Genomic DNA, 12,201 nt, shown 5'->3' with positions numbered 1-12,201 from the left:
CGGAGCAAGTTGAAGCAACTGCTTGAAATTGACAACTTAAGTGTACAATTCACAACGAATAAAGGGTCGTTCACGGCCATTCAAGACGTTTCTTTGAAAATAGGCGTAGGCGAAACCATCTGTCTCGTCGGAGAGTCCGGCAGTGGTAAATCGGTGACTTCGAAATCTGTCATGCGTTTAATCGATTATGAAAATGGGCGTATTTCCGGTGGTCAAATCGTGCTGGATGGCGAAGATTTAACGACGTTGTCACAGAAAGATCTTCGGGCATTACGAGGGAAAAAGATGGCTATGGTCTTCCAAGAGCCCATGGCTGCTTTCGATCCGGTCTTTACGATAGGTAGTCAAATTACCGAAGTCATTACCCAGCATAAACAAGGGAATCGGGAACAAGCCTGGGAACGAGCTGTGTATTTATTAAAGCGTGTAGGCATCCCAGAGCCAGAAATCCGAATGAACCAGTATCCTGGTGAGCTTTCTGGCGGGATGCTGCAGCGTGCGATGATTGCTATGGCGCTCACATGCAGTCCACAGTTACTTATTGCAGATGAACCAACAACTGCGCTTGATGTCACGATTCAGGCGCAGATTCTTCATCTGCTGCAGGAGCTTAAAGAAGAGTTTAATATGTCCATCCTGCTCATCACACACGATTTGGGAATTGCGGCTGAGATGGCAGACAAAATCATCGTGATGTATGCCGGACAAATCGTTGAACAAGCAAGTGTAGAGCAATTGTTCGCTAAGCCCCATCATCCGTATACGAGAGGGTTACTTCGATCGATTACGACAATGGATAGCAATCGGTCATCCCGATTGTTCTCTATTGAAGGAACGATTCCTCATCTTTCGGATCTGCCAACAGGTTGCCGATTTCATCCAAGATGCCCTTTTGCAACGGATCGCTGTGTGAAAGATAGTCCTCCTTTGCGGTTCGTGAATGAACGTCTTACGGCATGCTGGTACTCTGAAGAGTTAGTTGACCGTGCAGACTGGCAGCAATTTGCAGGGGCTGTAGATACAGAGATAGATCATCAATCTTCCGATGTCCCAGGGGAAAAGTTTGCAACTAACGACACGCTGTTCGAGGTAAAAGGGTTAAGAAAATTTTACCCGATAGGAAAAGGAACATTCGGTCGTTCGAGGTCTTATATACGTGCAGTTGATGATGTTTCCTTCTCGATTAAGAAGGGGGAGACGTTTGGCTTAGTCGGTGAATCGGGCAGTGGAAAGTCAACCTTAGGCCGAGTACTGCTTCAATTAGAGCGTGCTACAGAGGGAGAGGTTCTTTTCGAAGGACAAGAATTATCTAAGCTTTCGAGCAGTAGCCTGCAAGACGTACGGCGAGACATGCAGGTCATTTTCCAAGATCCGTACGGTTCTGTGAACCCGCGTTGGAAAGTTGGCGATATTATTGGCGAGCCATTTGATATCCATGAATCCATAAGCAAGACGGAGAAGCGGGCCAAAGTAGAAGACCTGTTGGAATTAGTTGGTCTGAATCGATCGATGTATGATCGGTTTCCACATGAATTCTCGGGAGGTCAACGACAGCGTATTGGAATCGCTAGAGCCATCGCGCTCAATCCCAAGTTTATCCTTGCGGATGAGGCCGTATCTGCGTTGGATGTATCCGTGCAGGCTCAAATTGTTAATTTAATGCAGGATTTGCAGAAAAAGCTGGGATTAACCTACTTATTTATTGCTCATGGCTTAAACATTGTTCGCCATCTGTCCGATCGGATTGGTGTTATGTACTTGGGAAAACTGGTTGAAATCGCCCCCAGCGAAGAGCTGTTTCTCCATCCTTCCCATCCCTACACGAAGGGTTTGCTTTCTTCTATCCCATCGACGGATCCCACGCAAAAGAGAGCGTGGATCGAGATCGAAGGGGAGATCCCTTCTCCTGCGAATCCACCGTCTGGTTGTAGATTCCACACACGCTGTCCAGCAGCAACTGCAAAATGTAAAGTAGATCAGCCTGAGTTGTTGCCAATTCGGGAAGGGCACTGGACGGCCTGCCATTACCCTTTGTGAACAGAAACTGATCATGATTAAAATAAAAAATGGAGGGGTTCATCATGAAAAAAATAACGACACTTACAGTAACCACACTTACATTGGCTTTGGTCGTGTCAGGTTGCGGATCCAAAACCACAACCACGAATGCATCCCCCAAAGCCGCATCTGAGGGTACAAATGCTCCTGCGGCAAGTCCGGCAGCAACGACGGCTCCTGTAAAAGTCAAAAAAATTATCGTAGGCACAGGCACTCAATTTCCGAATGTAGCCTTTCTAGATAAGGAAGGCAAGTTGACGGGGTATGACATCGAACTGGTAAGAGAGCTGGACAAACGTTTACCAGATTATGAATTTGAATTCAAAACGATGGATTTTGCCAACTTGTTGCTCAGTTTGGAGACGAATAAAATTGATTTCGTTGCTCATGAAATTGAGAAAAACAAGGATAGGGAAGAGAAGTATTACTTTAATAATGAGCCTTATGCTTACTGGAAAACGAAGGTCCTTGTTGCAAAAGATAATACGACAATTAAGTCCATCGATGATTTGAAAGGCAAGAAAGCGTTGACGACAGCTACTAGTGCAGAAGCCACTTTGCTCGAGAATTACAACAAGACACATGATAATGCGATCAAAATTGTGTACCAAAGCGGAGCTGCCAACGATCTTGTCAGTCAATTGACTACCGGGCGTGCAGATGCTTCCCTTGGTGCTGACTTCTTACTTCCACTGGTTGACCCGCAAAGTAAATTAAAAGCGGTAGGTCCAATCATTGAAGAAGCCGAAGTTCGGTTCTTGTTCCGCAAGAACGATAAGGATGCACAGGCGCTGGCGGGTAAAATTGATGAAGCACTAAAAGCAGTGAGGGCTGACGGCACATTGTCAAAGCTAAGCACACAGTGGCTGGGTGGCGACTATACGAAAAAAGATGATTAAGATGCCCAATTAGGCATTTCATGTAAATAAGAAAGGTGAGATCGCCGTTATGGCAACCCAATTCGATATCACCTATGTGTTTGATTTTTTACCCAAATTACTGACTTATATCCACATCTCCTTATTCATTGTCGCTTGTTCGATGGCACTTGGCGTTGTGGTTGGATTTCTAATTGCGCTGCCAAGGTTGTATCAAGTACCCATTCTTCAACGCTTATCGCAGATTTATGTCTCGTTCTTTCGGGGAACGCCAATCCTCATTCAGCTCTTTCTGATTTACTATGGGCTGCCGGAAGTGTTGAAAGCCATACAGATTGATGTGTCGAAAGCGCCGGTATTAGCTTTTGTTATTCTGACCTTTGCTTTGCATGCAGGGGCATACATTTCAGAAGTAATCAGAGCCGCAGTCAAAGCAGTCGACAAAGGTCAAGTAGAAGCCGCCTATTCGGTTGGCATGACAGGCTATCAAGCGTTTACTCGCATAATTTTGCCGCAAGCGCTGGCGATTGCCCTTCCCAACTTTACCAATCTGCTCATTGCGAATTTGAAGGATACTTCCTTGGCATTTTCCCTTGGCGCAATGGAGCTGATGGGGAAAGCTCAGACATTAGGAACGGCGACGCAGCATTTTATGGAAACGTATATCTCGCTTTCGCTCATTTACTTCGTCATCTGCTTTGGACTAGAGAAGTTGTTCTTATACATCGAGAATAGATTACTCCAACACGAACAGCCTGTGGTGACAGAAACGCGTCAACCGTCGTCACGTAAATGGTTTAAAGGTGTATGGGCCTCGCAGCCGGATAAAGGAGGCGTTAAGGCGTGACCATTGATCCTGGATTTATCTGGACAGCCTTTGTTCAGTTGTTGTCTGCCTTGCCGACTACGTTGGTGATTACCGTTGTTTCTGTGTTGTTCGGTCTAATTATCGGTGCTGCCACTGCATTAATCCGACTATACCGAGTTCCTTTTCTGCGTTATTTGGCTGCTGCTTATGTGACGTTTGTTCGCGGAACGCCGATGCTGATGCATTTGCTGCTCATTTATTTCGGATTGCCACTGATTATTGACGGCATTGCATCAGCGATGGGGTGGAGTTTTCGTTCCGTCTCTATTCCAATGATCGGCTTTGCTTTTCTTTCCTTCTCTATTACGGCTGGAGCTTATCTCTCCGAGGTCGTCAGATCAGGCATCTTGGCTGTCAATCGGGGACAGATAGAAGCTGCGTATTCGATTGGGATGACCACAAGTCAAGCCTTGCGTCGTATTATTTTGCCGCAAGCCTTCGCCGTCAGCCTGCCGAATTTATCCAACACCTTGATTGGGATGTTGCATGGTTCCACACTGGCTTTTACGGTATCGGTCGTCGAAATAAACGCCAAGGCGCAAATTGTGGCTACGACCAACTGGAAGTTTTTCGAGGCTTACATTGCTGCAGCCCTTCTGTTCTGGGGAATCACTTTCCTAATCGAAAGACTAACTGGCTTACTTGAGAAAAGAATCAATCTGTATAACCGAGGTGGCGTATCATGATTCAACTGATGAATATCACCAAGTCGTTTGGGAAAAACGATGTGCTTAAAGGCATCGATCTCAGTGTGCAGAAAGGCGATGTCGTCTGCATATTAGGTCCTAGCGGTTCGGGGAAAACAACACTGCTGCGCTGCTTGAATTATTTGGAGAAGCCGAGCCAAGGCGAAGTAACGATCGGTGATTATAAAGTCGACTGTAAGCGGCCAACCAAGGAGCAAATTCACACACTTCGGAAGAAAACAGCCATGGTGTTTCAGCACTATAACCTTTTTAAACATAAAACGGTGCTCGAAAATGTCATGGAAGGTCTTGTCATTGTCCAGCAGAATTCTAAGGAAAAGGCTAGAGAAACCAGTGTGAAAGTGCTGGGAAAAGTTGGTCTAGGCAGTAAGCTTGATGCTTATCCAAGCCAGCTTTCTGGCGGACAGCAGCAGCGAGTGGGCATCGCGCGTGCGTTGGCTTTGAATCCAGAGGTTATTTTATTCGATGAGCCTACGTCAGCCCTGGATCCCGAGCTTGTTGGCGAGGTGCTTGAAGTTATTCAGAAGATTGCCAAAGAAGGCATCACGATGATTATTGTAACCCATGAGATGGGTTTCGCCCGTGAGGTTGCCAATCATGTGGTTTTTATGGATGAAGGCATAATTGTTGAGGAAGGCAAGCCGCAGGATATTTTCAGCAATGCGAAGGAAGAGCGCACGAGGCAATTTCTAAAACGCATTACACCGGAATGGAGCTACACCATATAGCATAAAGACTGAAGCGAAAGAGAGTGGACTGTATGGGAATTAAACTAAGTATTTTGGATCAAAGTGTCGTGTTTCCGGGAGAAACAGCTTACGATGCCTTTCAGCATACCATTGCGCTTGTGCAGAAGGCAGAAAAGTTAGATTATCACCGATTCTGGGTATCGGAGCATCATGATTCCGAAGGGGTAGCGGGCTCCTCGCCTGAGGTACTCATTTCACATCTGCTAGCCAAAACAGAGCGTATTCGCATTGGCTCCGGCGGCATCATGCTCCAACATTACAGCCCTTACAAGGTTGCGGAAAATTTCAACGTGCTGGCATCTCTTGCACCGGGCCGGGTTGATCTTGGTATCGGCCGAGCGCCTGGCGGCCTTCCTCGTTCTACGAAAGCGCTGCAGCAGGGCATTATTGAAGCGCCTGCCTTGGCCGAGAAGCTGGACGATCTGCAGCAATTTGTGAAAAATCAACTGCGGGACGATCATCCACTGAAGGGCTTGCGTGTTTCACCGATTCCAACTGTTCCTGTGGATATCTTTATTCTAGGCGCAAGTACGGCAAGTGCACAATCAGCAGCAGAGGCAGGGTTGCCCTATGTATTCGCACAGTTTATTAATGGCGATCAAGCTATAGCCGAAGCAGCGTTCGAGACGTATCACCAACATTTTAATCGTGAAAATGGCACTGAACCTCAGCTGCTGCTTGCGCTCTCTTTAATCGTCGCCGAAACGCAAGAAGAAGCTAATGAGTTGGCCGGTGAATATAAGAACGTTAAAATCCATTTGGAAAATGGCAAAACTTTAACGGTGGGCACCTTGGAACAAGCGGAGGAATATGGCCGCCAAACGCAAGCGAAGTTCACAGTTGAAGAGAAGCCTGCGGAGATTACAAGGGGCACGAAAGAAAGTGTACGCAATAAGTTGCTCGAGCTTCAACAGAAGTACAAGATCGATGAATTTATCGTAACAACCTCCGTGAAAGATTTCAGTAAACGGCTGCGTTCTTTTGAATTGCTGAGCGAAGCCTTCTCGGAATTGTTGGTAGAGGGCTGAGGAGGGTTATCTAGATGAGTGAGTTAACGATAGAGCAATCACAAACTGAATTTGAACAGCAACTAATCAGTTTCCGGCGGCAGCTGCATCAGCATCCTGAGTTATCTCATGAGGAAGTGCAGACGACCGCTGCGATTCGTACATGGCTCACCGAGGCGGGGATTCGCATTGCGGAACAGTATCCGCTCAAAACAGGACTTATCGCCGAAGTTGGTGGAAAGCTAGCTGGACCGGTCATTGCGATTCGTGCTGATATCGATGCGCTTCCCATTCAGGAAGAAACGGGGTTGCCCTTTGCTTCCCAAGTGCCAGGCAAAATGCACGCTTGTGGCCATGATTTTCACACGGCGACTGTGCTAGGAGCCGCGCTTCTACTCAAGCGGCAGGTGGCAAAGCTACAGGGAACGGTCCGTTTTATTTTTCAACCTGCCGAGGAAAAGGCGCAAGGCGCCGAACTGGTCATTGGCAGCGGAGCCTTGCAAGGCGTGCAGGCGATTTATGGCCTGCACAACAAACCGGATTTGCCCGTCGGAACGGTAGGCATCAAATCTGGACCTTTAATGGCAGCAGCCGACGGCTTTGTCATTGAAGTGAAAGGTCTAGGCACACATGCAGCAGTGCCAGAAGCGGGGATTGATCCGATTGTCGCTGGCGCACACATCGTGACAGCACTGCAATCCATCGTCAGCCGTAACATTAGCTCGCTGCAAAGTGCAGTCATCAGTGTGACACGCATTCACAGCGGGACAGCTTGGAATGTCATTCCGGATAAAGCGATTCTCGATGGCACACTCCGGACGTTTGATGAAAGTGTACGACAGCTTGTCATCAAACGGATGGAGGAAGTCGTTCACGGTGTGGCCGCAGCCTATGGGACGAAAGCAGTTGTCCGCTGGATTAAAGGTCCGCCGGCTGTAGTGAATGATCAAGCCCTAGCCTTGTTGGCTTCGAAAGCCGCAGAAAAGGCCGGTTTAACGGTCATCACACCTGCACCTTCACCGGCAGGCGAAGATTTTGCTTTTTATCAGAAGCAAGTGCCTGGCGTCTTCGTTTTCATAGGTACTGCTGGACCACAAGAATGGCATCATCCAGCTTTTGATCTTGATGAACGTGCTTTGCTTAGCAGTGCTGCATATTTTGCCCTTTTAGCTCAAACATCTTTGGAGGAGCTATCACTCGAGTTATCACAGGAGGTTTCGACATGAGTTCAACGATTCCAGATTTATCTCTATATTTGCTTACACACCAACAATTACAGAACGCTATCGGAGATTTAACTGAAGGTCAGTTGGTTTGGAAGCCAGCTTTGGATAAATGGAGTGTTACCGAAGTTCTATCTCATTTGGCTGATCACAATATTGTCGTCTCTTTCCGAATCCGTGCGATTCTTGCAGGGGCAACGGCGCAGTTGCCAGCTTTCGAGCAAGACGCATGGGTTGCTGGGGCGAAGGCTAATGAGGGAACAGCATCCGATATTTTAACTCTTTTTCAATCCTTGCTCGTTTATAATCATGCGTTATTTCTACGGCTTTCAGAGGAAGATTGGGCTAAAACGGGTGTTAATTTCAAAGGTCAAACCTTGCGTTTAACGGATGTGGTTCAATCGTTTATTGCTCATGTTCAAGGCCATATAGGACAAATTGATCGAATAAAGAGTGCGTTGGAAGCAAGGGTATAGGAGGGGTTAAGGATGCCGGAGGACAAAGAGGCTCAGATTCGGGAAGCGACGGATGGGGATCGCAATGCTATTCGCAAAGTGTTGGAAGATGCTTATGGACAATATCAGACTGTTTTGCCTCCGGAGGGCTGGGAGCAATACAAGGATAACATTCTTGCTTCCGTAGATAACGAGAAGCCAATTGCGCGCATTATCGCTGTGATTGATGATGAAGTTGTCGGCAGCTCACAGCTGTTTCTTTCTTCAGAAGCTGCCTATGGCGCGCCTGAACTTGCCATCGAATCACCGATTCTGCGTTTGCTTGCGGTATCGCCAAACGCAAGAGGGAAGGGGATCGCAACGGCATTGATTAAGGAAAATGTGAAACGCGCAGCTGCGTTAGGCGCAGAAACGTTGCACTTGCATACTTCAGATATGATGGAATCCGCTGTGAAACTCTATGAGCGGTTAGGCTTTGAACGTGCTTTTGATAAAGATATTCAAAAAGGTGATATTCTCGTGAAAAGCTATCGTCTGCACATACAGACGGCAGCAATCTTGTAAAAGGACGGAGATCAGTATGACTACACACAAACAAATAAAACTAGGTGCTATCATCCATGGTGTCGGAGGTCACGTATCGGGTTGGAGACACCCAGATGCGATTACGGATGCCAGTGTGAATATAGGGTTCTACAAACAGCAGGCTCAGAAAGCGGAAGCAGGAAAATTCGATTTGGTCTTCATCGCGGACGGTCTCTATATAACTGAAAAATCGATTCCCCATTTTCTCAATCGTTTTGAACCGATTACGATTCTTTCGGCACTCGCGTCTGTCACTTCGCATATTGGCCTTGTTGGGACGCTGTCCACTTCTTACAGCGAACCTTTTACGGTATCGAGACAATTTGCTTCTCTCGATCTAATCAGTGGTGGTCGTGCTGGCTGGAATGTGGTGACATCTCCGCTCGAAGGATCCGCCAAAAACTACAGCAAAACCGAACATCCATCCCATCCTGAACGTTACCGCATTGCAAATGAATATTTGGAAGTGACACGCGGGTTGTGGGACTCATGGGAAGATGATGCCTTTGTTCGTAATAAGGAGAGCGGTGTATTCTTTGATCCGAGCAAGCTTCATACCCTGAATCATAAAGGCGAGTACTTCTCCGTGCAGGGGCCTCTTAATATTGCTCGTTCCAAACAAGGGCAACCCGTCATTTTCCAAGCGGGTGCTTCCGAGGATGGGCGAGCGTTCGCAGCAAAGGTAGCGGATGCCATTTTCGCTGGCCATGAATCAATTGATGAGGCGAAAGCCTATTACGCAGATATTAAAAAAAGAGTTGAAGCAGCTGGCCGTAATCCGGATGAAGTCGTTATTTTACCCGGCATTGCTCCAATTATTGGACGTACGGAAGAAGAGGCCGAGCGCAAATATCAAGAGGTTGCGAACCTAGTTACGATTGATAAGGCACTGGATTACTTGGGGAGATTTTTTGAACATCACGATTTTTCTCAATATCCGCTGGATGAGCCATTCCCTGATCTAGGCGATTTCGGCAGCAATAGCTTCCGCAGTGGAACGGATAGAATTAAGCAAACGGCCAAAGAAAACAATCTGACGCTGCGACAAGTGGCTTTGCAGGTAACTACGCCGCGCAATGAGTTTACCGGAACGCCTGAATACGTAGCTGATCGCGTGCAGGCTTGGTTCGAAGAAAATGCCGCAGATGGCTTTATCATAGCAGCGGCGCTTCCCAAAGGGTTAGATGATTTCGTTGATCTCGTCGTTCCCATTCTGCAAGAGCGCGGGCTTTACCGGACTGAATACGAAGCGGAAACGTTACGTGGAAATCTTGGGGTGCCGGTACCGACTAATCGGTATACGAGGGAGGGTATAAGCATTCAATAGGAATAGACAACTGTTCAATTTAGGAGTTGCTTAGTAGCAGCTCCTTTTTGTGTTTACCTGAAGTAAGGACATCCTAGTTCATTATTCATAAGTAGGAATAGTTAGTTATAGCCATTCTCGACAGGGTAAAAGTGGTATAATTACATGAATATTATGAATCCAGTCTTTTTAGGGAGTGTTAGTATACTTAGTTTTAAGAACACAACAATGGAAGTTTCAAATAGTGGAATTGATACGGCTGTTCTATCGGTAGGGGCAACCGAACAGTTTGGGCCATATTTGCCAATGCATTTAGATACGCTTATGGCAGAGCTATACGCTGATGCTTATGGGAAAGAATTGAATGCTTACGTGTTACCTACAATCCCGTTTAATACTTCTGAAGAACACGCAAATTTTAAGGGGACAGTTACGGTAAGTCCTAATATTTTAACAGCCATGTTGGAGGAGATTATTTGCAACCTAGTAAGACAAGGTTTTAGGAAGTTTTTGGTGTGCACGGGACATGGCGGCTCCTATTGGGAGGGAGCATTTGTCAAGCATATGAATTACAAATACCCTGAGATCATCTTAATTTCCGCCTATCATAATAATCAAAACGCCTGGGAAGAAGCATTAGAAGCGGCAGGCTTACAAGGCTTGAACGAAATGCATGGTGGGTTATTGTCCGTATGTACAGCTATGTGGCTTTGTCCTGAATTGGTTAAAACAAAATCAATGGGCTCAGACATACCTTCAGAAAACCGTCTTTACGCAGATTACTTGGGTTGGGACAAACTTACTGACGATGGTTGTTGGGGGAAGTTCGAAGAAGGAAGCTATTCAAACGAAGAATTGGCTGAAAAAGGAAGAGTCTTTTGGCATACATTTATCCAGAAGAGAACGAAAGGTTTGAAGCATTTTTTAGATGAGGTATACCGTAGGAAAACTCAAAGATGATGGAACTCTAATGGTGAATTATAGCTCCATGACAACAGGCTACCGCATGTATCGATTGCCTGAATTTTGAAGAAACCGAGGTCTAATCATGATGGTAACTGCAAAAACGGAAAAAGGGATTAAAATTGACCCTGCTTACTTACTGTCACTATTACAGCGAATTTTTTCTTCTAAATGCTTAGAACTATTCACATGGAATTACAGCGCACTTGGAGAAAACAAGGAAGAAAGTTCAGTCTTTAGGGTAACTTGTATAGTTCTAGACAACAATAAAAAGCAAGATTATTCCCTGATTCTTAAAATATTAAAACCCGATTCCAAGCGAAATCAAGTTGATCACTACAATTACTGGAAACGTGAAGCTTTGGTTTATCAATCAGGGATACTGAATCAGTTGCCATTGGGTATGAGAGCTCCCTTATGCCATGCAGTAGAAGAGTATCCTGATGAAACCGTCTGGATTTGGCTCGAGGATATAGCTATTGAATCTATCCAAATTGACTGGTCCTTCACACACATGTGTAAAATATCCCGCTTACTCGGAAATTATAATGGCGTTTACCTAACAGGAACTCCTCTCCCGACCGTGTCTTTTTTATGTCATACATGGATGCGTTCTTGGGTAGAGGTTTGTACTGCTTATGCCAAGCCCATCGAGGAGCAAAAAGTGATTTGGAATTCGAGGTTGAATGATTTTAATAATAAGGGCGCTATTTGGGAGCTTTATCAAAACAATAGAAACCGAGTTAATAGCTTGCTGGAGGCATTGGAATTATTGCCCCGTGTATTTGCTCATCAAGATGTGCACTGGGATAACATTTGGGTTGAGCAATTGAATGGCAAGGATTCTTTGATAGCCATTGATTGGCAGTTTGCAAGCATTTCAGGTGTAGGCGAAGAGCTCGGTAGAATGTTTGGATATGCTTTATTAAAGAAGAAAATTCCAGTAAACAAGGTATCTGAGTATAAGGAAGAGTTATTTCTAAACTATATGCAAGGACTTCGAGATGTAGGTTGGGACGGAAATTCCAAACTTGCTCGGTTCGGTTTTACTGCGACTACGTCACTTAGATTTATCATGGTTATTGATAAGCTGCTTAGTAACTTAGAAGAAATCGATAGTATAAATCAAAATGAAAAAACAAGTCATCTGTTGTTCGTTGCTCAGGAACTACTTCATTTGGCAGAAGAATCTTGGAACCTTTGGAGTGAAATAATAGAACAAGGGGCTGCTGAGCGGTTAACGGACAAAATAGTTATAACAAAAGTCATCCCATAATATAGGATGGCTTTTGTTATAATTATGTAAGCAGCTGGTATATGGCTGGTGTTTTCTCAATTGATGGGTATCTTGCCCCGCAATTCGATAACGAGTATATCCAGGATAATACGCGCTACCTCATCG

12 protein-coding genes are annotated in these 12,201 nt (G+C 45.7%); all 12 read left to right on the top strand.

Annotation, left to right across the window (positions count from 1 at the left end):
- Nucleotides 1-9: 9 nt before the first annotated feature.
- The 12 genes from AC58QM_RS33100 to AC58QM_RS33045 all read left to right on the top strand — a co-directional run bounded on the left by AC58QM_RS33100 (nucleotide 10) and on the right by AC58QM_RS33045 (nucleotide 12,075).
- Complete coding sequence (locus tag AC58QM_RS33100) at nucleotides 10-2,037, top strand: ABC transporter ATP-binding protein (RefSeq protein WP_497289010.1); 2,028 nt, start codon at nucleotides 10-12, stop codon at nucleotides 2,035-2,037.
- 44 nt (nucleotides 2,038-2,081) lie between these two features.
- The gene (locus tag AC58QM_RS33095) at nucleotides 2,082-2,957 is read left to right on the top strand and encodes a transporter substrate-binding domain-containing protein (RefSeq protein WP_497289009.1); all 876 of its coding nucleotides are present in this window, start codon (nucleotides 2,082-2,084) and stop codon (nucleotides 2,955-2,957) included.
- A gap of 49 nt (nucleotides 2,958-3,006) precedes the next feature.
- Nucleotides 3,007-3,783 carry an amino acid ABC transporter permease gene (locus AC58QM_RS33090; RefSeq protein WP_497289008.1) on the top strand — a complete coding sequence of 259 codons (777 nt, stop codon included), beginning with the start codon at nucleotides 3,007-3,009 and terminating at the stop codon, nucleotides 3,781-3,783.
- The gene (locus tag AC58QM_RS33085; RefSeq protein ID WP_497289007.1) at nucleotides 3,780-4,490 is read left to right on the top strand and encodes an amino acid ABC transporter permease; all 711 of its coding nucleotides are present in this window, start codon (nucleotides 3,780-3,782) and stop codon (nucleotides 4,488-4,490) included. Before AC58QM_RS33090 ends, AC58QM_RS33085 begins: the two co-directional genes overlap by 4 nt.
- Entirely contained in the window at nucleotides 4,487-5,239 is a 753-nt protein-coding gene (locus tag AC58QM_RS33080) for an amino acid ABC transporter ATP-binding protein (protein WP_497289006.1), read from the top strand. Before AC58QM_RS33085 ends, AC58QM_RS33080 begins: the two co-directional genes overlap by 4 nt.
- Nucleotides 5,240-5,271: 32 nt before the next feature.
- Entirely contained in the window at nucleotides 5,272-6,288 is a 1,017-nt protein-coding gene (locus AC58QM_RS33075; protein ID WP_497289005.1) for an LLM class flavin-dependent oxidoreductase, read from the top strand.
- Nucleotides 6,289-6,302: 14 nt separating this feature from the next.
- A complete protein-coding gene (locus tag AC58QM_RS33070; RefSeq protein ID WP_497289004.1) occupies nucleotides 6,303-7,493 on the top strand; it encodes an amidohydrolase in 1,191 nt (396 codons plus the stop codon).
- Nucleotides 7,490-7,966 carry a DinB family protein gene (locus AC58QM_RS33065; RefSeq protein ID WP_497289003.1) on the top strand — a complete coding sequence of 159 codons (477 nt, stop codon included), beginning with the start codon at nucleotides 7,490-7,492 and terminating at the stop codon, nucleotides 7,964-7,966. Before AC58QM_RS33070 ends, AC58QM_RS33065 begins: the two co-directional genes overlap by 4 nt.
- A gap of 12 nt (nucleotides 7,967-7,978) precedes the next feature.
- On the top strand, nucleotides 7,979-8,509 hold the full coding sequence (locus AC58QM_RS33060) for a GNAT family N-acetyltransferase (RefSeq protein WP_497289002.1): 531 nt from the start codon (nucleotides 7,979-7,981) through the stop codon (nucleotides 8,507-8,509).
- Between the two features lie 16 nt (nucleotides 8,510-8,525).
- Nucleotides 8,526-9,857 (top strand): LLM class flavin-dependent oxidoreductase, encoded by a 1,332-nt coding sequence (locus tag AC58QM_RS33055; RefSeq protein ID WP_497289001.1) that lies wholly within the window; start codon nucleotides 8,526-8,528, stop codon nucleotides 9,855-9,857.
- Between the two features lie 144 nt (nucleotides 9,858-10,001).
- Nucleotides 10,002-10,796 carry a creatininase family protein gene (locus AC58QM_RS33050; protein WP_497289000.1) on the top strand — a complete coding sequence of 265 codons (795 nt, stop codon included), beginning with the start codon at nucleotides 10,002-10,004 and terminating at the stop codon, nucleotides 10,794-10,796.
- Nucleotides 10,797-10,884: 88 nt separating this feature from the next.
- Complete coding sequence (locus tag AC58QM_RS33045) at nucleotides 10,885-12,075, top strand: hypothetical protein (RefSeq protein ID WP_497288999.1); 1,191 nt, start codon at nucleotides 10,885-10,887, stop codon at nucleotides 12,073-12,075.
- The last annotated feature ends 126 nt before the right edge of the window (nucleotides 12,076-12,201 follow it).

Source organism: Paenibacillus sp. J22P165 (assembly GCF_059692015.1).
The sequence above is the reverse complement of the archived record's forward strand: the minus strand, read 5'-3'. Positions and strand labels throughout refer to the sequence as shown.

Excerpts from the sequence above, each read along its gene's own strand:
- AC58QM_RS33045 (WP_497288999.1), top strand. The coding sequence starts at position 10,885 with ATGATGGTAACTGCAAAAACGGAAAAAGGGATTAAAATTGACCCTGCT.
- AC58QM_RS33050 (WP_497289000.1), top strand. The coding sequence starts at position 10,002 with ATGAATATTATGAATCCAGTCTTTTTAGGGAGTGTTAGTATACTTAGT.
- AC58QM_RS33065 (WP_497289003.1), top strand. The coding sequence starts at position 7,490 with ATGAGTTCAACGATTCCAGATTTATCTCTATATTTGCTTACACACCAA.
- AC58QM_RS33055 (WP_497289001.1), top strand. The coding sequence starts at position 8,526 with ATGACTACACACAAACAAATAAAACTAGGTGCTATCATCCATGGTGTC.
- AC58QM_RS33095 (WP_497289009.1), top strand. The coding sequence starts at position 2,082 with ATGAAAAAAATAACGACACTTACAGTAACCACACTTACATTGGCTTTG.
- AC58QM_RS33075 (WP_497289005.1), top strand. The coding sequence starts at position 5,272 with ATGGGAATTAAACTAAGTATTTTGGATCAAAGTGTCGTGTTTCCGGGA.
- AC58QM_RS33080 (WP_497289006.1), top strand. The coding sequence starts at position 4,487 with ATGATTCAACTGATGAATATCACCAAGTCGTTTGGGAAAAACGATGTG.
- AC58QM_RS33090 (WP_497289008.1), top strand. The coding sequence starts at position 3,007 with ATGGCAACCCAATTCGATATCACCTATGTGTTTGATTTTTTACCCAAA.
- AC58QM_RS33070 (WP_497289004.1), top strand. The coding sequence starts at position 6,303 with ATGAGTGAGTTAACGATAGAGCAATCACAAACTGAATTTGAACAGCAA.
- AC58QM_RS33060 (WP_497289002.1), top strand. The coding sequence starts at position 7,979 with ATGCCGGAGGACAAAGAGGCTCAGATTCGGGAAGCGACGGATGGGGAT.